Origin of the sequence: Paenibacillus cymbidii, assembly GCF_004764705.1 — a bacterium.
GTDB classification, from domain to species: domain Bacteria; phylum Bacillota; class Bacilli; order Paenibacillales; family NBRC-103111; genus Paenibacillus_AN; species Paenibacillus_AN cymbidii.
Genome location: NZ_SHLX01000024.1, coordinates 18,163 through 37,163, shown reverse-complemented (window position 1 = coordinate 37,163; position 19,001 = coordinate 18,163). Strand labels below are relative to the sequence as shown.

The 19,001-nt window shown below is 58.9% G+C and carries 17 protein-coding genes; 2 read left to right on the top strand and 15 right to left on the bottom strand.

The window, feature by feature from the left end; genetic code table 11:
- Nucleotides 1–63 precede the first annotated feature (63 nt).
- The 3 genes from pnpS to EXY20_RS27060 all read right to left on the bottom strand — a co-directional run bounded on the left by pnpS (nt 64) and on the right by EXY20_RS27060 (nt 4,693).
- Nucleotides 64–1,860: a two-component system histidine kinase PnpS gene (gene pnpS, locus EXY20_RS27070; protein WP_135555259.1), complete on the bottom strand. Its 1,797-nt coding sequence runs from the start codon at nt 1,858–1,860 to the stop codon at nt 64–66.
- A 308-nt stretch (nt 1,861–2,168) separates the two neighbouring features.
- Nucleotides 2,169–3,152 (bottom strand): bile acid:sodium symporter family protein, encoded by a 984-nt coding sequence (locus EXY20_RS27065; RefSeq protein WP_235886215.1) that lies wholly within the window; start codon nt 3,150–3,152, stop codon nt 2,169–2,171.
- On the bottom strand, nt 3,149–4,693 hold the full coding sequence (locus EXY20_RS27060; RefSeq protein WP_135555258.1) for a fumarate hydratase: 1,545 nt from the start codon (nt 4,691–4,693) through the stop codon (nt 3,149–3,151). Before EXY20_RS27060 ends, EXY20_RS27065 begins: the two co-directional genes overlap by 4 nt.
- Nucleotides 4,694–5,051: 358 nt before the next feature.
- Here EXY20_RS27060 and yfbR point away from each other — a divergent pair, with 358 nt between their 5' ends.
- Nucleotides 5,052–5,648 (top strand): 5'-deoxynucleotidase, encoded by a 597-nt coding sequence (gene yfbR / locus EXY20_RS27055; protein ID WP_135555257.1) that lies wholly within the window; start codon nt 5,052–5,054, stop codon nt 5,646–5,648.
- Nucleotides 5,649–5,689: 41 nt separating this feature from the next.
- Here the strand turns inward: yfbR and EXY20_RS27050 are convergent, their stop codons facing one another.
- From EXY20_RS27050 to EXY20_RS27030, 5 genes are all read right to left on the bottom strand, one after another.
- Complete coding sequence (locus EXY20_RS27050) at nt 5,690–6,619, bottom strand: YitT family protein (RefSeq protein WP_135555256.1); 930 nt, start codon at nt 6,617–6,619, stop codon at nt 5,690–5,692.
- A gap of 36 nt (nt 6,620–6,655) precedes the next feature.
- Nucleotides 6,656–7,882 (bottom strand): cation:proton antiporter, encoded by a 1,227-nt coding sequence (locus EXY20_RS27045; RefSeq protein ID WP_135555255.1) that lies wholly within the window; start codon nt 7,880–7,882, stop codon nt 6,656–6,658.
- Nucleotides 7,879–8,379 carry a cation:proton antiporter regulatory subunit gene (locus tag EXY20_RS27040; protein WP_135555254.1) on the bottom strand — a complete coding sequence of 167 codons (501 nt, stop codon included), beginning with the start codon at nt 8,377–8,379 and terminating at the stop codon, nt 7,879–7,881. The genes EXY20_RS27045 and EXY20_RS27040 overlap by 4 nt, the downstream gene beginning before the upstream one ends.
- Before the next feature lie 204 nt (nt 8,380–8,583).
- The gene (locus tag EXY20_RS27035; protein WP_135555253.1) at nt 8,584–8,937 is read right to left on the bottom strand and encodes a hypothetical protein; all 354 of its coding nucleotides are present in this window, start codon (nt 8,935–8,937) and stop codon (nt 8,584–8,586) included.
- 139 nt (nt 8,938–9,076) lie between these two features.
- On the bottom strand, nt 9,077–9,499 hold the full coding sequence (locus EXY20_RS27030) for a hypothetical protein (protein ID WP_135555252.1): 423 nt from the start codon (nt 9,497–9,499) through the stop codon (nt 9,077–9,079).
- A 194-nt stretch (nt 9,500–9,693) separates the two neighbouring features.
- Here EXY20_RS27030 and EXY20_RS27025 point away from each other — a divergent pair, with 194 nt between their 5' ends.
- Nucleotides 9,694–10,278 carry a DoxX family membrane protein gene (locus tag EXY20_RS27025; RefSeq protein WP_135555251.1) on the top strand — a complete coding sequence of 195 codons (585 nt, stop codon included), beginning with the start codon at nt 9,694–9,696 and terminating at the stop codon, nt 10,276–10,278.
- A 94-nt stretch (nt 10,279–10,372) separates the two neighbouring features.
- On the opposite strand, the gene EXY20_RS27020 is transcribed toward EXY20_RS27025, so the two are convergent.
- From EXY20_RS27020 to EXY20_RS26990, 7 genes are all read right to left on the bottom strand, one after another.
- Nucleotides 10,373–11,239 carry a carbohydrate ABC transporter permease gene (locus tag EXY20_RS27020; protein ID WP_135555250.1) on the bottom strand — a complete coding sequence of 289 codons (867 nt, stop codon included), beginning with the start codon at nt 11,237–11,239 and terminating at the stop codon, nt 10,373–10,375.
- Nucleotides 11,240–11,258: 19 nt separating this feature from the next.
- Nucleotides 11,259–12,158, bottom strand: coding sequence for an ABC transporter permease (locus EXY20_RS27015; RefSeq protein ID WP_135555249.1), 900 nt, complete (start codon nt 12,156–12,158; stop codon nt 11,259–11,261).
- A gap of 75 nt (nt 12,159–12,233) precedes the next feature.
- Nucleotides 12,234–13,838 carry an extracellular solute-binding protein gene (locus EXY20_RS27010; RefSeq protein WP_135555248.1) on the bottom strand — a complete coding sequence of 535 codons (1,605 nt, stop codon included), beginning with the start codon at nt 13,836–13,838 and terminating at the stop codon, nt 12,234–12,236.
- A 57-nt stretch (nt 13,839–13,895) separates the two neighbouring features.
- Complete coding sequence (locus EXY20_RS27005) at nt 13,896–14,684, bottom strand: hypothetical protein (protein ID WP_135555247.1); 789 nt, start codon at nt 14,682–14,684, stop codon at nt 13,896–13,898.
- Nucleotides 14,685–14,895: 211 nt separating this feature from the next.
- Complete coding sequence (locus tag EXY20_RS27000) at nt 14,896–16,446, bottom strand: AraC family transcriptional regulator (protein ID WP_235886218.1); 1,551 nt, start codon at nt 16,444–16,446, stop codon at nt 14,896–14,898.
- Between the two features lie 161 nt (nt 16,447–16,607).
- The gene (locus tag EXY20_RS26995) at nt 16,608–17,609 is read right to left on the bottom strand and encodes an SGNH/GDSL hydrolase family protein (protein ID WP_167859551.1); all 1,002 of its coding nucleotides are present in this window, start codon (nt 17,607–17,609) and stop codon (nt 16,608–16,610) included.
- Nucleotides 17,596–18,927 carry a neutral/alkaline non-lysosomal ceramidase N-terminal domain-containing protein gene (locus EXY20_RS26990; protein ID WP_135555244.1) on the bottom strand — a complete coding sequence of 444 codons (1,332 nt, stop codon included), beginning with the start codon at nt 18,925–18,927 and terminating at the stop codon, nt 17,596–17,598. The genes EXY20_RS26995 and EXY20_RS26990 overlap by 14 nt, the downstream gene beginning before the upstream one ends.
- Between the last annotated feature and the right edge of the window lie 74 nt (nt 18,928–19,001).

Here is a 19,001-nt window from a genome sequence, read left to right as displayed (position 1 = left end):
TCCTGTACCTCATTGTACCCCGCGAAAGGCCGGGTTTGCAACGCCGGGCGCAACACGGACTACCTAATGGATAACCGGCAGCTCGATCGTGAAGCGCGTGCCGAGCCCGACTTCGCTCTCTACCGCAATCGTTCCTTTGTGCAGATCGACCAGATGCTTGACGATCGAAAGGCCGAGCCCCGTTCCGCCGGAGCTGCGCGAACGCGCTTTGTCCACGCGGTAGAACCGTTCGAAGATGCGCGGCAAATCCTTGCGCGGGATGCCGATTCCCGTGTCGGCGATCGTCAGCCGAATCCGTTCGTACTCCGGTTCGACGCCGGTTGCAAGCGGTTCGACGGTTACTTTTACTTTGCCTCCTTCGGGCGTATACGCAATGCCGTTGGACAACAAATTGATCACGATTTGCCGCAGCCGGTCTTCGTCGGCTTCAATGTACATGTCGGCCGGCACGGACATTTCGAGCTCGATCCGTTTTTTGGCCGCTTCGCTTCTCATGACGTGCAGCGTCTGCTCCACGAAGCCCTTCATTTCCACCGGCGAAAATTGCAGCGGGATGCGCTTCGATTCGATTTTGGACAGCTCGAGGATGTCGCCGATCAACCGGTTCAGCCGCTCGCTTTCGTCGAAAATAATTTTCAAAAACGATTTGGCCGTTTCCTTGTCGTCCAGCGCGCCGGCCAGCAGCGTTTCGGCGAAGCCTTTGACCGAAGCGATCGGCGTCTTCAGCTCGTGCGACACATTGGCGACGAACTCGCTGCGCATGCGTTCGAGGCGGCGCATCGCCGTAATGTTGTGCAGCACGATCAGCACGCCGGCCCATTCGTCGTCCGCGCCCATAATCGGCGTCACATTGATTTCGAGGATGCGCTCCTCCGGGTAATAGAACAGCATTTCGTCACGAATGTGCTCACGCGTGTCGAGGCATTCGCCGATCAGTTGCACGAATTCGAACGGCTGCTTCGCTTCGTCGAATTTTTTGCCGATCACTTCGTCCGCGCCGAAGCCGATAAAATCTTCCGCCGCCCGGTTCAGCAGCACGATGCGTTCGTTTTTGTCGATCATGATGATGCCGCTCAGCAAGTTTTCGAGCACGTTCTTGAGCTGGCTTTCGTTCTCCGAGATGCGGTCGACCTGCGCCTGCAGGCTGTCCGCCATCGTATTGATCGCATGGCCGAGCTTGCCGATCTCGTCCTTGCTGGTGACGGGCACGCGCGAGCGATAGTTCATGTGCGTAATCTGGTTGGCGACACGCATGATTTTTTCCAGCGGCCGGGTCAGGCCGTACGCCACGCGGTAGCTGACGCCAACGACGACAACGAACAGAATGAGCAGCCCGACCAGCAAAAACAGCCACTGCGCCCGCACGAGCGAATCGACGTTTTCGAGTCCCATGGCCAGCCGGATGAAGCCCAGTTGCCCGTTCTGCGCATTCGGCATGGCGACGGCGACATAAAGCATGTCCGTATGCAGCGTGTCGCTCTTGCGAATGGAGAAGCCGGCCGTACGTCCGGTCGCGTCGACGATTTCGTTGCGGCCTTTGTGGTTGTCCATCGTCGCCGGATCGTGGTCCGAGTCGCCGAGCACGGTTCCGTCCGCGCCGATGAACGTGACGCGCGCGCCGGCGCTGTCCCGCAGCTGCTTCGCTTCTTCGTTGTAGTAACCGACAAGCTCGGCTTGGTTGCCGCTGCGCCGCGTGTCGAGGCCCGCCGCAATCAGCCGGATTTCCCGCTGCATGCTGTCCTTGAGCGAGTCGATGTACGATTTTTCGAGCAGTTTGGCGGTAAAGATGCCGGCGGCAAGCACGGACAAGCCGGTGAGCAAGACGAAGATGACGATGAGCCGCGTGCGGAATTGGTTCAAGCGGGATGCACTCCGTTCCTTGGATGCATAGGCGAGCAGTTCGCCGTCAGGCGAACGACCAGCCTTGATCTCGTTTCCCTCTATCGTACATGGGACGGCAGCCGTTTGCCAGTACGGCGGCGGCGGGGGATTGTAAATATTTTGTAAGAAAAGCTTCTATCGATGCATTTCGAAGAAGTTGGCCCGGCTTTAGCGGTAACTTTTCATGCTGAATCAGGAAGTGCCGCTCCGGAGTTTATACTTTCTGATTCTGTTAAAGAAACACGCCTCCGATTCGCCTTTAGGGATTCGGGAGGCGTGCTTCAGGGTTATCCCGCGGACTGCGCCCGCGAGCCAAACCGTTTCTGCGACCATTTGACGAGCGTGTACATAAGCGTCGCCATCGGCTGCTGCACCAGGATCGCCAGCACGACGGGCACCGCCGCCCTGGGCTCGAAATAAGCGAGCCCGATGACGACGCCGAGCGAAATGTTGCGCATGCCGGAAGCGTACAGCAGCGTGGCCGTCAGGCTGTCGTTGCGCAAGCCGGCCGAACCGGCGTACCCGATGGCGTAGCAGAACGCGACAAGAACCAGCACGGCCGGCAGCAGCACCGGCACATCCGATTTGATCGCGCCGATCTGCGGCGCAATGGCGGCCGCGTTGATCAGCACGACGAGGAAGAAGCTGATTTTGGACAGCGGCAGCGCTACCGGGCCCCAGCTCGTTTTGACCTTGCCGCCGGTCAGCGCATTGACCGCTACGCCGACGATCGTCGGCACAACGACGATCAGCAGCAGGTCGCTCATCATTTTCCAGTGGTCGAAGCTGATGCCTTTGCCGAAAAAGAAAGCGATCTCCGCCGGCACAACAAACGGGCTGAGCGCCGAATCGAGCACGATCAGCGACAGCGCAAGAGGCACGTTGCCGCCTGCGACGCCCACCCAAATGACCGACGACACGCCGAGCGGGATGACCGCAAACAGCACGAAGCCGATCACGAACGGCGAATCGTGGCCGAACAGCAGCGCCCCGAGCCCGTATGCGGCCGGCGGCGCCACGATATGGACGATGGCGAGCGTGAGCAGAATCGTACCCGGCATGCGCAGCGCGTCGGCGACTTGCCGCGGGCTGCAGCCGAGCGCCATGACGAAGGTCAGGTAGCCGAACAGCCAGGGCACCCAGCCGGTCAGGCTGCCGAACGGCCCGGACCAGGCGAACCCGAGCAGCAGCGCTACCGGCACGACCAGAAACATATACTTCTCGAAATACGTATTGAATCCGAGGCCCAGGCGCGCCAGCGGGCCGTTCACTTGAATACCGGTTCTTTGAAGGCGGCCAGTTTCGCCAGCGAATGCTGCTCGACGTCGGCATGCAGGCTATTGCCGTGCGCGTCCATCGTTACGATCGCGGCGAAGCCTTTGCATTTGAGGTGCCACATCGCTTCCGGAATGCCGAATTCCATCAGATCGACGCCTTCCACCTTCTCCAGGCACTGGGCGTAATATTGCGCCGCGCCGCCGATCGCGTTCAAGTAGACGCCGCCGTGCTCCTGCAACGCTTTCAGCGTTTTGGCGCCCATACCGCCTTTGCCGATCACGGCTCGAATGCCGAATTTCTTGATGATGTCGCCCTGATACGGCTCCTCGCGGATGCTCGTCGTCGGGCCGGCCGCCTTGACGTGCCACTGGCCCTGTTCGTCCTTGAGCATTACCGGTCCGCAGTGGTAAATGACCGAACCTTGCAGATCGACCGGGCTGTCGTGGTCCATCAAATATTTGTGCAGCGCGTCGCGGCCCGTATGAATCATGCCGTCGATGACGACAACGTCGCCGACGCGAAGGCTGCGGATCTCCTCTTCGCTGATCGGCGTCGTCAGGTGCACTTCGCGGCGCTCCTGACCGGCTTGGGCGGCGGCTTCCGCTGCGCCGTCCTTGGGCTGCATCGGCACCTCTTTACCGTCCTCGTACAGCCAATCCTTGATCGCGCCCGTCTCCGCGTTCAGCAGCACGCCCTGCCGCCGGAACGCCCAGCAGTTGTAGGCGACGGAGACGAAGAAGCTGGCCGGCAGCCGGTTCATGACGCCCACCTTGCAGCCGAGCAGCGTCACGTTGCCGCCGAAGCCCATCGTGCCGATGCCAAGCGAGTTGGCGTTCGCGAGTACGTATTCTTCCAGCTTGCGCAGCTCTTCGTGCGGATTGACGTCGTCGACCTTGCGGAACAGCTGGTGCTTCGCCAACTCGTAGCCGGTCGTGCGGTCGCCGCCGATGCCGACGCCGATGAAGCCGGCGCTGCAGCCTTGGCCTTGCGCCTGGTAGATGGCGTGCATGATGCATTTGCGAATGCCGTCCAGGTCGCGGCCCGCCTTGCCGACGCCTTCCAACTCGGCCGGCAGGCTGTATTGGATGTTTTTGTTCTCGCAGCCGCCGCCCTTCAGGATGAGGCGGACGTCGATATCGTCCTTCTCCCACTGCTCGAAATGCACGACCGGCGTGCCCGGCCCGAGGTTGTCGCCGCTGTTCGCGCCCGTCAGCGAATCGACCGAGTTCGTGCGCAGCTTGCCGTCCTTCGTCGCGCGGCGAACGGCTTCGAGCACGTCGCGTTTCATCGCGATCTGGTTGGCGCCGATCGGCGTGTGTATGATGAACGTCGGCATGCCCGTATCCTGGCAAATCGGCGATACGTTGCATTCCGCGAGCTCAATATTGTTCGCAATCGTCGACAGCGACAGCGCCGCTCTCGTTCCTTCGTCTTCCTTCAGCTGCGCCTGCTGAATGGCCCGGCGCACGTCCGCCGGCAAATTCGTCGACGTTTCCACAATCAGCTTGTATACACTTTCTCCAAAATCGCGCATTCCCGGTGTCTCCTCTCATTTGGGCGTGCCTGAAAACCTGCTGTCTTCGGAGTTTCCAAACACACCCTAACCGTTCCATGTTACAATAAGGCAGTCGTCAACGCTGCAAGCTATCCCTATAATTATAGGAAAATCTCGCTACGCCGTCCACCCGAGCGGCGTGTTCTCTGTAGTCGGACTGCTTTTGGCGGATCGGCAAAAGAGATCGTCCGAAAATAGGCCATGTTTTAGGGGCTATTGGGGGTAAATGGCCGGCCGCGATGAAAAGAGGAAAATGAGGCGAATAAGCCATTTTTTATGGCCTATTTTCGATCACATGGCCGCCAAACAAGATTTTAACGATAAGGAGCCGCCAGCAATGGATCACCAAAGCCACTTTTTCGCTTACATGTACCGGCTGCGCTACATCAAACGCTGGAGCCTGATGCGCAACGTCGTCGAAGAGAATGTCGCCGAGCATTCGTACCATGTGGCGCTGCTCACGCACATGCTCTGCTCGATCGCCAACGAAATATACGGCCGCGGCGTCGATACCGGCGCGGCCGTTTCGCTGGCGCTGTTCCACGACGCCAGCGAAACGATCACCGGCGACATTCCGACGCCGGTCAAGCATCACAATCCCGGCATCGTCGCCAGCTTCCGCGAAATCGAGAAGCTTGCCTCAGACCGGTTGACCGGCATGGTGCCGGAGCCGCTGCGCGACTTGTACGCCCCGCTGATCGCGGGCAAATCCGGCGGCAATAGCGAGTTGAACAAGCTCGTCAAAGCCGCCGATCTGCTGGACGCCTATCTGAAATGCACAACCGAACTGTCCACGGGCAACCGCGAGTTTGCGGTGGCGAAGAAGCAGCTCGAAACGAAAATCGCCGCACTCGCCCTCCCCGAGGTCGACTACTTCCTCGAGCATCTGGCGCCAAGCGTGGAGAAGACGCTCGACGAATTGTCGGAAGACTGACCTGGCCCGTTCTGCCGCCGACCATAGTTCCGGCGCCAACGTTACTCCGGTCTGCGGCTCTCCGTCAGCCGCGGCGATTTCGCTTCCCCATTCGGCCAATCAGCGATGACGCGGATGTCCGCTTCAGGATCGATGGCGCGGATACGGTCCCGCAGCGTCGTTTCCTCCAGCCGAGACGCGCTGAGCCGGATCGCCTCCGGTTGCGCCGCGGGACCTTCGTTCCTGCCTTTGCCGCCAGTGGGCCGCTCCTCGACAACGGATCGCTCTTCCGCCCGCAGCGCCGCCGCAACGGCCGCGCTCACACGGCTGTTGACGCTCATCGTGAGCACCAGCCGCGGCTCCCCGAACACGCGGGCAACGACCGCCAACGCCGCCACCCAGGCGACCAGCGAATGCACCGCAAGCTTCGGCTCGCCCGCGAACGCGAACGCCGCAACAACAAGCAGCGCCGCGTTGCCGACAAGCAGCACGGTCCACGTCGTTTGCGTGCCGGGGCGTCCGAACGCGTCGGCGACGTCGCCCGGATCGAGCAACCCGCCGCTTCCCGTTGCGAGGCGAACGCCGATACCAAGCAGCAAGCCGCCGAAAACTGCCGCCGGCAACAATTCCTCCGTTACGCCCGGCACCGGATGCAGCAGCATCGCGCCGAGAGCAAACGCCAGCAGGCCGGCGCTGCTGCGAGGCGGTTCGCTCCTCCCGCGGCGGTGGCGAATCGACCGCAGGGCCAGCAGAGACGCTAGCAATACTAGCAGCAGCAGCCACGGCTTCACTTCGATGCCGTAAAACAATAGTAACGCAACACCCGTCCAACCTCCGACGAACAGGCCATTGGGCACAAGAAACAACTCCAGGGCTGCCGCTGCAAACAAGCCGCCGGTCAGCATGAATCCGATGTCCGCTCCTCCGCCTCCCGCTCCGACAACCGTCCGCACCCATCCGGGCGCGGGTCCATTTCTCCATCTCCGTTTCATGGGCCTTCCCTCCCGAAACCGTAATGGTATTGTTTATCAATCCGGAGCGGTCGCCCGCTCGCGCCCCCCCCGTCTGCCGAACAGCCCAAACAGCTTCTCCAGTCCGGCGTAAATCCGCTTCGATTCCTTCGACAGCAGCGGCCCAAGCACCGCCAGAATAAGCACATACAGTGCGGCGAACGGCTGCACCAACGCAAGCAACCCGCCGGCTTTGGCCAAATTGGCCAAAATGATCGAAAATTCGCCGCGCGCCATGATTGTCAGCCCGATCGTAACCGACGACTTCGGCGACAAGCCGGCGATCCGGCCGGCCCACCAGCCGGCAGCCAAATTGCCAGCCAGCGTCAGCGCTGCCGCCCCGAGCGACATCCACACGGCGCCGCCGAGCGACATCGGATCGATCGACAGCCCGAAGCCGAAGAAGAAGATCGCCCCGAAAAAATCGCGAAATGGCAAAATGAGATGTTCAATCCGCTTGGCATGGGTCGTTTCCGCCAGTACAAGACCGACGAGCAGAGCGCCGATCGCTTCGGCGACATGAATCGTTTCGGAAAAACCCGCCACCAGGAACAATCCGGCGAAGATAACAAGCAGGAATAGTTCGTTTGAACGAATCGACAGCAGCCGGTTCAACAGCGGCACGCATTTGCGCCCGACGGCGAGCACGAGCAGCATGAAGACGAGCGCTATCCCCGCCGACAGCAGCACACCGCCGAGTGTGGCCGATCCGCTCAGCACAAGCCCGGACACGATCGAAATATAGATAGCAAGGAACACATCCTCGAACATGATGATGCCCAGAATCATTTCCGTCTCCGGGTTGGCCGTGCGCTTTAAATCGACGATTACCTTGGCCGCTATCGCGCTTGACGAAATCGTCGTGATGCCCGCTACGATCAATATTTCCTTTAAAGGCAGACCCATGGCGAAAGCAAACAGCAGACCGAGCGTTAAGTTGATGGCGATATACACCGTTCCGCCCAGCGCGATCGATCGTCCGGATTGGATCAGCCGCCCGACGGAAAATTCCAGCCCCAGATAAAAGAGCAGGAACAACACCCCGATCCGGCCCATAAACTCGATCAGTGGCGCGCTGGAAATAAAGCGAAAATCGAAATGCCACCATTCGATAGCATGCGGTCCGACGGCCATGCCGATCAAAATGTAGAATGGAATAACGGAAATACGCAGCTTCGCCGACAGCAAGCCGGCTGCAGCGATGAGTGCAATCGCCAGCCCGACCTCAAATACGAAATGGTTCATTGGCCATCACATCCGTTCGCCAGCAAATCCCGGAACGTTTTATGCTGCCGCCTTTCTCCTGCGACGACAAGTGTCGCGCCCGCACGGATCGGATAGTCGGGGCCGGGATTGATCTGTTTCGAATGATTGCGCTCGACGATGGCAATGATCGTCGCGCCGGAATGGCGGCGGAAATGCAGCTCGCCGATCGTTCGGCCGACGCACCGCGAAGAAGGGTCCACACGATACCATTCGATCACGAGTTCGTCCAACGCGATTTCGATCGTTTCCAGCGCTTTTGGCTTGTAAACCATCCCCCCGAGAATGCCCGCCACCAGACGGGCTTCGTCATCGTCCAGCGTGAGCGTCGACACGACTTCGTCCGGACGGTCGCGGTCGAATTGATACCATTCGCGCCGGCCGTCATCATGTACAATCAGTACGAACAAGTCTCCTTCCCGGGTTTTGAATTGAAATTTTTTGCCGATAGCCGGCAAAATCGATTCACGAATATGCATAGGCAATCATCCTCCCGAATGAAGGACGGAGGAAGCGTTTAACGGCTATGAAATGGGGCGACGTTCCTCCGCTCCTTTGTTGAAATATCGTTTGCTTGCGGCAGCCGAAGCCCGGCGACAACACAAAGAAACCGGACAGTCCGAACCAATCGGCTTGACGGCAAGCGGACAACGCCAAAGAGAAACAAGGACGAGCAGGAAGGGTCACGGGTAAATCGATGTCAAACGGCTGGGGGCAAGTTGAAGGCTGGATAACAAGCGGGCGACGATCGGGCGAAACGCGGAGCGGACAACGACGGTCAAGCGGAGATACGAGCAGACGATCATGCGGAATCGGCGCACGAATGCGGCACCCAACGCGGCAAGCAGCATGGCGCCAGGCGAAGTCTTGCGGATCAGCTTGCCATGAAATTCGATGCCTTGGGAGATGGAGAAACGGAGCGTTTCATTCGTGTTCGTCTCCGTCTGCATAACCGGGGTCGGAGTCGAAAAAAGCATGAAGATCGAGATTAAAACCGCCGATATCCATCGATTCGTCGAGATAACAGGAGATAACATCAAGATTAACCTCCTTTCTGTTCGAATATATTGAAATTTTATCATAAATGACCCTAAATCGCAAATTTTGTTGCCAAGCAAAAAAGCCGTATTGGCGTCTTCAGGACGCCAATACGGCTTTTTTTTCGGACGCGACAGGTTAAATCAGATCGCGGTACACCATCAAAATGACGATCAGCAAAAAGATGACGCTTACAAGCGTAGCCAGCGTATTGATTTTGGCCAGCGTTACGGAGGCGTTGCTGTCTTCCCCGTCCTGCTTCAGCTTCTTCAGCGGTTTGGCGATAATGCCGGTAACGGCGCCGGCGGCGACGAACAAGACAATAACCGTAATGATCCAGCTGCTGGATACGCCCGCTTTGGAAATCAGGTATCCTCCGGTCAACAATTGCACCACGAGCAAATATTGCCCGATCCGGTTCGCCGCCAAAATCATTGCGACATAACCTTCCTGCAGCGGCTTGGCCAACGTGCCGAGCCTCATGACCAGAAACGGCAGCAACAGATACAACCCCATGCCGATCGAGCCGACGACGTGCAATAAAATGATGAACTCCCTCATGACAGCCTCCTGTTACGGCAATTTCCAACGCTCTTAGTATACAGGAAGCCGCGCATGCGGACAATACGCCGCATCCTCGTTCCCATGACAGATTTGTTTCCGATTCGGCCGTTCGGTGTGAAAAATATCACATCATTCGATGCTGAAATGACATATGATAAAGACAAATCCAACCAGCCGAGGAGATGAATCGCATGACGATCAAAGAGGAACTGCACGGCAAAAACATTATCGTCCCCGAAAACCCCGTATCCAATTTTTTGTTCAACAACACGAGATCGGGTCTGATTTGGCTGGTGATTCGCCTCTACCTGGGTTATGCATGGGTGAAAGCCGGCTGGGGCAAAGTGACGAACGAAAAATGGGTGGGAAGCGATGCGGGTACGGCGCTGACGGGCTTCGTCAAAGGCGCGATGAGCAAAGCGGAAAGCGGCAAAGACGTAACGGGGTGGTACGCGGACTATTTGGAGCACATGGTGCTCCCGCATGTCAAAGTGTTTTCGTATGTTGTCGCCTTCGGCGAATTGTGCGTCGGACTTGGGCTCATTCTCGGTTTGTTGACCGGCATCGCGGCGTTTTTCGGCGCATTCATGAACGCGAGCTTCCTGTTTGCCGGCACGCTGAGCACGAACCCGCTGCTGTTCATTCTGGCCACCTGGCTTGTGCTTGGCTGGAAAGTAGCCGGCTGGTACGGACTTGACCGCTGGGCGCTCACTTATCTGGGCACGCCTTGGAATCGCCGCCACCGCGCAAAAGGAAATCCGGTCCTGCCCCAGTAACCTGGCGAAACGCAAGTCCCGGAAAACACGACACAAAGCCCGGCCGCCTGTGCGGACCGGGTTTTTGTGCTGCGCGGAGGGTCGATCCGGCCGGCTAGTCCTTCAGCGACCCGAGCATCGCGCCTTTGACGAAATGCTTCTGCAAGAACGGATACACGCACAGAATCGGCAGCGTAGCGAAAATAACGACGCCCGCCTTCATCATTTCCGGCGTCACCATTTCGCGGATCGCGGCGGCGCCGCCGATCCGGTTGTCTTCCTGCACGATCAGACTGCGCAGCAGCACTTGCAGCGGGTAGAGCTCCTTGTTGCGGATATAGATCAACGCGGCGAAATAGGCGTTCCACAAGCCGACCGCCTGGAAAAGCGCCAACGTGGCGATCACCGCCTTGGACAGCGGAAGCGCAAGTCTGGCGTAGAGGCCGAACTCGCTGCAGCCGTCAATTTTGCCGGCATCGAACAGCTCGGACGACATTTGCTGAAAAAATGTCTTCATGATGATGACGCCGAACGCGCTTGCGGCGCCGGGGACGAACAGCGCAAGCAGTGTATTTTCCATGCCCAGCGTACGAATCCACAAGTAATTCGGAATGAGCGGCAGCGTAAAAATAAAGGTGACCAGGATGAACCGCATGATCAGCTTCTTCGCCGGCGCTTTCGGCCGCGAAAGCCCGTAGGCCATCGTCGAGGTAAGCGCGAGATGCAGCGCGGTGCCGAGTACGGTGACGAGGGCTGTCACTTCCAGCGCTCGCCACAGCTGCTCCATGCGGAAGATGGACCGATAGACGTTCACATTAAAGCCGCGCGGCCATAAATAGACGAGCTTGGCGCCCGCATATACCGGCGCGCTGAGCGAAACGGCGGCAAGATGCAGCAGCGGCGCTATCATCGTGAAGGCAACGACCCCAAGCAGCAAGCCATTCGCCCATTGAAACATGCGGGAGGATCGATTGAACTCCATGGCGCCTCCTGTCGGTTCGTCAATAAATGCTTTCTCCTGTCGCTCGTTTGCTGACCGTATTCATGCCGACGACCAGCAGCAGCCCGATTAACGACTGAAACAATCCGATTGCCGTCGTATAGCTGAACTGCGCCTTTTGCAGCCCGACGCGGTACACGTACGTATCGAACACTTCCCCGACATCGCGGACGAGCGGGTTGATAAAAATGAGCACCTGCTCCACATTCGATTCCAGCAAGCTGCCGATGCGCAGCAGGAAGAGCACGACGATCGCCGGCAGCAGCGACGGCAGCGTAATGGACAGCATCCGCCTCCACCGGCCGGCTCCGTCGACGACGGCGGCTTCGTACAGCTGCGGATTGATGCCGGCGAGCGCAGCCAAATAAATGATCGTTCCCCAGCCCGCTTCCTTCCAGATGCCGATCAGCACAAGAATGGCGCGAAAATACCCCGGCTCCGTCAAGTAATCTTTTGACGGCAGCCCGATCCAGCCGAGCATTGTATTGACGATGCCGTCCGTGGCCAGCAGATTGATGAAGATACCGCCGACGATGACCCATGACAAAAAATGCGGCAAATACAGCAGCGTCTGCAGCGGGCGCTTGAGCCGGATATGCGCCACTTCGTTCAGCAGCAGCGCCAGCACGAGCGGGGCCGGAAAGCCGAACACGATGGAAAGGCCGCTCAGCAGCAGCGTATTGCGCAGCACCATGGCAAACTCTTCGTAACGGAACATTTCGGCGAAATGCTTGAAGCCTACCCAGTCGCTATGGCGAAACCCTTTGAACAAATTGTAGTCCTGGAACGCGATAAAATTGCCGGCAAGCGGCACGTAACGGAAAACAATGAAGTGAAATATTCCGGGGAGCATCATCAGCAACAATACCGCCGCATCGTTGGACGCCCATTTTTTCAGCATGCGACCCTCTCCCGGGCCGTCCTCCGCCCCGAATACCGCCTGCACGGCGCGGTTAGGGGCGAAGGGGCCGCCTCGTTATTTTTTGTTGAACTTGTTGTACCAGGCCGTCGCTTCTTCGATAGCCGCGTCGCCGCCGCGTTTTTTCCATTCCGCCGTAAAGGCGTCAAACGCCGCGTTCAGCTCCTCTTTGCCGGTGACGACTTTGGCGAACATGTCGAGGAACAGGCCGCCCGCGTTAATGCCCGGCACAAGCTCGGGATGCGTGTCGAACGCGCGAAGCGGAGGCATATAAAGATCGTCGTGCTTTATCACCGCGTCTGCGGCGATCTGGAAGCCTTTTGTCAGCAGCTCCGCGTCCGGCATCAGTTTGACGACATCCGGCACCATCCGTCCGTCGCCGCGAACGTTGAGCGACAGCTGGTAGAAGTCCGAAACGACCAGCGTAGCGTTTTCCGGCGCGTTCAAATCCCATTTGACGGTTCCGTTCGTTTTCGTATAGTTTTTGCCTTCGATGCCGAAAGCGAAAAACTCATTCGCCGCATCCGAATACGCCCAGTCCAGAAACTTGACGATGTCTTCGGGCTGCTTGTTTTTCTCCGGAATGACCCATACGAAAGCGACGTTGGAGCGTTCCGGGTTCATCCCTTGCCCCTTCGGCCCTTTGGGCGGCGCGATCGGGACTATTTTCAGGTTCGGCTGGTTGACGAAATTGCTCTTTGCCCACACGGTCGGCAAATCCGTCGCTTCATGCGCCCACAGGCCGCCGAGACCTTTGAAGATGCCGGCTTGCCAATCCGCGATTTTGTTGGTGAATACGTTCGGATTCATGTACCCTTTGTCATACAGCATTTTGTAGAAGGCGATAGCGTCTTTCATTTCGGGACGGATCATGTCCGGGATCATTTTGCCGTTCTGCATATGCCACACTTGCGGGTGAACGCCGAAGTCCTGGAAGAAGATATCGCTGTAACGCAAATTCTCGCGGCCATAAAAACCGTATTCGTCCTTGACGCCGTTGCCGTTCATGTCGCGGTTTTTGACGGCTTCGAAGAAGGCGAGGTAATCTTCGAGCGTAACCGGCTGCTTCATCCCGAGGGCGTCCAGCCAATCCTGGCGAATGTATACCGTCCGGGTAGCCGGCGCTACGGGCATGGCCGGGATGCCGTAAATTTTGCCGTTTTTACTGACGAGCGGGTCTTTCCAGGCCGATTCCGGCACCCGCTTCTTGATGTTCGGCCCGAACTTGTCGATCAGCGGCCCCAGTTCCTTGAATACCCCCTGGTCGACCGCCCCCGGATGGATCGTCGAATCGACGCCGTCCGTGCGGATCAAATCGGGCAAATCGTTAGACGCGAAGCGAACCGTCAGCTGCTGCACGTAATCGTCGGCATGGCCGAGAAATTCGAACGTCAGATCGTAGCCGGACAGCCTGGACAGCTCCTTGATGTAAGGATCGTCGGCAGGCTTCGCCTGTTTGGCGTAAGTTGCGTCCACATGCGAGGTCAAAATATGAATTTTGGCCGCCGGCTTCTTCGGCGACGAATCGGCGGGCTGCGCCGAGCCGTTCGCGCTTGTCGATGGCGCGTCATTTGTTTTGCCCGTGCATGCGGCGAGCAGGATACATAATAAAACGACGAGCAACGAACATCCGATCAACCGGCCTTTCCTGTTGGCCCCCATTTCGACTCCCCCTGTTTTCGAATGACGAAACAAATGCTCATGACCGAATCCCGCGGGTTAAAAAAGCAGCTTCGGCTCATGAGGGTGCTGCCGCTGCCAGTCCTCGACTTCTTCTTCGTGGCGGCACAGCTTGCCTTGATAACGCAAACCGCCGTGCGAAAGATTGACGCTTACGGCGATGCGGTCCGTCGCTTCCACCCAATGGGGCGTCAGAAACGCGTTCCACAAGGCGGTACCGGGCGGCATGTCATATGCCAGTTCGTCTTCTTCGGCAAGCTGCTCCGGCCTCTGGACGCCTCGGCTATGGATGCGGGTCGCCAGCGGCGACCAGCGGTCCGGGTCTTTCAACCCGACGAATCGTTTGGTGCCGTAAACTTGCCAGGCCAACACATGCGAATAATCCAGATGATAATTCGTGGCCCGGTTCGGCCCGCTGATGAACACGATCGGGTAACAGCGCGTCCAGGCGAAACCAGCTGCCCGCAGCGCCTGCTGCCACGGCTCCAGCACCAATTCGCCGAATCCTTCGAGCAGTCCGCCGGTACCGAAATGTTTCGCCAGTTTGTAATGGGCCAGCGCGAACGGCGCACGTACCGCTTCCTCGATCGGCAATGACCGAAACCAGGCCGCCACGTCCGTTTGATCGAGCCGATCCCCCCGGGCGCCGCTCACGATATGCGCCTCTTCGTCGCGGCGCAGCACGTCGACGATACGCTCGACGGGCGGCATCTCGTACGCGAACGGCAAACATTCGCCTGCAAGCAAAAAGTTATGGACGCCATCCCATGACTCGCGAAACGATTCCCAATCGCGAACCGTCCGCTGTTTCGGCTCTGCAGCTGCCAACTTGACCCCCTCCTCTCTTTCGTTGCCCTCGCGGGTTACGAACATCCTACTCCCGCCCGGCGCTGAACGGCAATGTCCGCCTGTTGCCTCGCCGCAACCGAAGCTAATCTCCGCAAAAAAAGCGAACCCCGAAGCTTTCCGGCTTCGGGGTTCGCGCATGGGTCAGCACCTGCCGCCGCCAGGCATTGCGGATCGGAATCTTGGCAGCCTCCTATTCGGCGTCCGATTGCGCCTCGTTCCGCTCCCGGCCGCGCGCGAGCTCGTCCGGCAGCAGACGCCTATACTCTCCCGGCGGAATGCCGGTATACTGCTTGAACGTGCGGTTGAAGCTTTGCACGGTCGAATAATGCAGCTGAGCGGCGATGTCCTTGATCAGCAGGTTGCTGTGCGCCAGCCATTCCTGCGCCTTGATCATCCGTTCGCGGATGAGATAGTCGGAAAAATGCTCGCCCGTCTTTTCCTTGAACAGGCGGCTTAGCCGCGGGACGGAAATGTCGTATTGCCGCGAAATCGCTTGAAGATCGGCATCGTATTCGCCGTGCACACATTGCAGGATGTGGCGAATGGCCAGCTCGAGCTTCGCGCTCCGCGCCGCCGCCCCTTCCTCCACACAGCCCGGTCCGCCGTCCGACGCTTGCGGTTCCCCCTCCTCCGGAGGCGCTTCCCACTCCCTGGCTTTCGTCCGCAGCAGCTCGTACTCGCGCCGCATGTCGTGCAGCAGCATTTCCAGCACGATCAGGCCGTCGCGGCGGTCTTTGCGCGCCTTGTATTCGGGGAGCAGCACCCGCAGCATCCGGTCGACCGGCGCATACAGGAAGCGCGAACCGCCCAGCGCCACAATCGTCCAGAATGCCGCCAGCAAGGCGACAATCGTCCACGTGATTTGCCCGATCCGGTCCGACTTGCCGTACAGCACGCTTTCGGGCGTCATGGCGATAATCGTCCAGTCGCGGTTGGCGAACTTCAATCCCGACAGCTTGTATTCCACGCCGCCCAGGCGGGACGAGTTTGAGCTGCCCGGATTTTGCCAGAAGCGATACAGGTCGGTGGATGCGGTGAGCTTGGCGCCGATCTCCTCCCCGCTTCCGCTGGCGAATACTTTTCCCTCCCCGTCCACAATTACGATACGGCTGCCGAAATCGGCGCCGATCATGCTTTCGTCGATCATGGCGATCAGTTCGTCGACCGGCACGCGCAGGACGACAATGCCGTTCGTGTAAAACGACTTGATCGGGACCGGGCGGAAAAACATCAGTTCCTGGTTGTTCATCTCGTTTGGCGTCACAAGAAACGGCGAATTGCGGTCGGTGCGGGTACGCTGCAAGATCGGTTGAAACAGCGAATCGGCCAAGGAGGTGGAGGCGTGGGCGGTCGAATAGACATAATCATATTTTTTGTAGATGATCGACACTTCGTAACGGTTCGGAAAATAATTGACCTGCTTGCGCAGCGACTCGACCAGCTCCATCGATTCGTTGACGTCGGTTCGTTCGGGCGGGCCGTTCTCGACGGAACGTTCCACAAGGCTGCTGGTGGCGATGGAGATGGAGTGGATATTGAGGTTTTCGATCATCTGGTTCAGCTTGTACTCGATTTGCCGCAGCAGCAGCCGATGGTTCAAGTTGACCTGATCCTGGATGCTGCGCGCCGCAATGCGGGAGGAAACGAAACCGACGATGATGACCGGCGTGATGCTGATGACGATCGAGAACAGCATCAGCTTTCGCTTGTACGGCATGGCTTTCACTTTCGGCCAGCGCATGGACAAGGTAACCCCTCCTTGATTCGTCGAATGAACAATTCGTCAAATACGGATTGAGATTGCCGTCTTCTTCCGGCGGGTGCAGCGGGAGCCCTCCTCACATATTGGCTGCCTGCGGCCCGATTTCCTTCCGCCATGCGGGCGGTCAGCCGCAACTTTCTTTATAGGCGGGACAAAATGTTCATCGCCATATGAGCGAACCCTTCGTCGTTCGGATGAACGCCCCTGTCGCGGTAAAAGGCGAGCTGGTGCGGAACGAGCTCCAGTCCGTCGAGTACGGTGATGTCCGGTTGCCTCCCGCAGGCGGAACGAATCGTGCGCACCAGGTCGCCGAACGTGCCCATTGGCTGTACATCGTCGATGTCGGCGCGCCAGATCGGGGTCAGCACGATGCGGCGCGCGTTTGCATATTGAACCGATAGGGCGTCGATGAAGCCGCTGCATTTGCGCTCGCATTCGGAAAGGCTCGCGCTCAGTTCCCAATCGTTTGCGCCGTAGCCGACGATGACCGTATCCGGCTTGTAGGTGCAGGCAGGGTCAAGCTGCCGCTTGTCGAAGCGGCAGCTGCCGACGCCCTGATTGACGACCTCACAGCCCAGCATGCGGGATAACATAACCGGAAAGGAGCAGGAAGGACGAATCGCCTCCATTCCCTGGGTAATCGAATCGCCCATGCACAACAATCGGCCTGACGCGGGCTCGGCCGGCTCCAGCCTGTCGCCGCCTTCGACGCCGATCTCTCGCACGCACAGCGTTGCCAAATGCGGCAAATAAATGTCGATGCGATTCAACCGCTGCAGTGAATCGACGTAAGACGTATTGCAAATGTCGTACACGAATTCACCGTCCCGATCCGCCGAGGCGACGGCTGCAACCGAATCGACGAACCGACCGTTCACGAAGACGTCGAAATTTGCCCAACTGCGCGCTTGTTCCTTGATCGTATAACGAAGTCGGATCCGGCGCGCGTCCGTGCGCATGGCGAGTTTGACGCCGGAAACGCAGCGGCTGCGCAGCCCGATCGCGTCCCCCATGGCGGCATAAGCATCCAGCTGCGCGGGGGTGAATCTGACGGCCAGCCAGCCGTCGGGCGTATCCAGCACGTCAAGGCAGTTGCGGAACAGCGCTTTCTGTTCCTCGGGCCGTTGCCTACAAGGTCCCATTCCCCTCGCCTCCACCCCGACTCGAACCGGCATCCGCTTTCATGTGCGCCGCCGACAACGCGTTCCGGAACGCCGTTTCCATGCTGCGGTCGATCCCCGACTTGAACGGTCCCTTCAACCCATACTCCAGCGTCGAGCCCGACGCCTCATAGCCGCCTTCCTCGTTCAATTGGTCGTCGGGGATGTAGGCGGTGGCGTCGGCATACCCGAAAAACAAAAGCTGCTTGCCCGCAAACAGCGGCTCCAGATTGCGTTTCACCTCGCAGCAAGGCTCCCCACCCATATAGGCGACATACACCGCTTCGCCCAACCGGGCTACGCCGCCGGGCAGCAGCTTTTCGTCCGGCAATTGCTCGTATTGCTCGAACAATCGCCGCGCAAGCCGGCGCGTCCCGATAAACAGCTGCTCGTCGTCCGCCGCGGCAGCCAGCGTTTCCTTCGGCAACGGCTCCAGCGCCAGCGGAATTTCAAACTGCACCGCCGCCAGACTCGGCTCAAACCGCCGCAGCGTCTTTTCGCTCCACAGCGCTGTTTTGATCCGTTCGACGATCGCCGTCGCCATTTCGTCGATTTCGGCATGCGTCAGCGTTGCGAACCGGCTGCCGCGCGCCGTCGCTTTCGGGCGCAAATTGCCGCCGGCTCCTTGAAAGAACAGCACCGTTGCGCCGTAGCAGGCCGCCTCGAGCAGTTGGCAGATGCGGCCGGGGAAGTCGCCGGATACGAGCGGCGTGTCGCGCACCGTCACGGGATGGCAGGCATAATTGATCACGATGCAGCGAATGCGCCCTTCCTCGTCGCACAGTTTCAGCACATGCAGCCGATCGTCCTTGGCGCCGTCCGGATTCGGCGCAAGCTGGACGATGCCATTTTCCTTCTTCCGGCGGTTGATGTTCCAGTCGCCTTCGATAAACCCGGAAGCGATAGTGCCGACGCTTGGATTCAGCATCGCCCGATCGATACAGCTGCGGATGCGATCCAGCAGAAATTGCTCATAGGCGGTGCCGTCGTATTCGGGATCGCCATAGCCGGGCGTGGCCGGACCGCTGTGGGTATGCGTATATGTCAGGAATAGCGCATCTTCCGCAATGCCGCAGCGTTCCTTGGCATACTGCCGGACGATCAGTGTCAACCGGTAATCGTAGAACACAAGATCGACCGCTACAAATAGCAGCCGCACCTTGCCGTCGTCGAGCAGAAGCGCCTTGACGAACAGATCGTCATGAATGCCCCGGAACGTGTTGCCGTGATAACTGCTGTAGCCGCCAAGCGGCATCGCCTTGTCGGGCGTAATCAAATCTTTCGCAACTGCAAACTTCATCGTGTGTGCCTCCCCATGGTTTGTGGTACCATACAAGTAACATCCTACCTTTGAACCAAGCCAGGAGGCGATTC

Excerpts from the sequence above, each read along its gene's own strand:
- EXY20_RS27060 (WP_135555258.1), bottom strand. The coding sequence starts at position 4,693 with ATGCGCGATTTTGGAGAAAGTGTATACAAGCTGATTGTGGAAACGTCG.
- yfbR (WP_135555257.1), top strand. The coding sequence starts at position 5,052 with ATGGATCACCAAAGCCACTTTTTCGCTTACATGTACCGGCTGCGCTAC.
- EXY20_RS27050 (WP_135555256.1), bottom strand. The coding sequence starts at position 6,619 with ATGAAACGGAGATGGAGAAATGGACCCGCGCCCGGATGGGTGCGGACG.
- EXY20_RS27045 (WP_135555255.1), bottom strand. The coding sequence starts at position 7,882 with ATGAACCATTTCGTATTTGAGGTCGGGCTGGCGATTGCACTCATCGCT.
- EXY20_RS27040 (WP_135555254.1), bottom strand. The coding sequence starts at position 8,379 with ATGCATATTCGTGAATCGATTTTGCCGGCTATCGGCAAAAAATTTCAA.
- EXY20_RS27035 (WP_135555253.1), bottom strand. The coding sequence starts at position 8,937 with ATGTTATCTCCTGTTATCTCGACGAATCGATGGATATCGGCGGTTTTA.
- EXY20_RS27030 (WP_135555252.1), bottom strand. The coding sequence starts at position 9,499 with ATGAGGGAGTTCATCATTTTATTGCACGTCGTCGGCTCGATCGGCATG.
- EXY20_RS27025 (WP_135555251.1), top strand. The coding sequence starts at position 9,694 with ATGACGATCAAAGAGGAACTGCACGGCAAAAACATTATCGTCCCCGAA.
- EXY20_RS27020 (WP_135555250.1), bottom strand. The coding sequence starts at position 11,239 with ATGGAGTTCAATCGATCCTCCCGCATGTTTCAATGGGCGAATGGCTTG.
- EXY20_RS27015 (WP_135555249.1), bottom strand. The coding sequence starts at position 12,158 with ATGCTGAAAAAATGGGCGTCCAACGATGCGGCGGTATTGTTGCTGATG.
- EXY20_RS27010 (WP_135555248.1), bottom strand. The coding sequence starts at position 13,838 with ATGGGGGCCAACAGGAAAGGCCGGTTGATCGGATGTTCGTTGCTCGTC.
- EXY20_RS27000 (WP_235886218.1), bottom strand. The coding sequence starts at position 16,446 with ATGCGCTGGCCGAAAGTGAAAGCCATGCCGTACAAGCGAAAGCTGATG.
- EXY20_RS26995 (WP_167859551.1), bottom strand. The coding sequence starts at position 17,609 with ATGGGACCTTGTAGGCAACGGCCCGAGGAACAGAAAGCGCTGTTCCGC.
- EXY20_RS26990 (WP_135555244.1), bottom strand. The coding sequence starts at position 18,927 with ATGAAGTTTGCAGTTGCGAAAGATTTGATTACGCCCGACAAGGCGATG.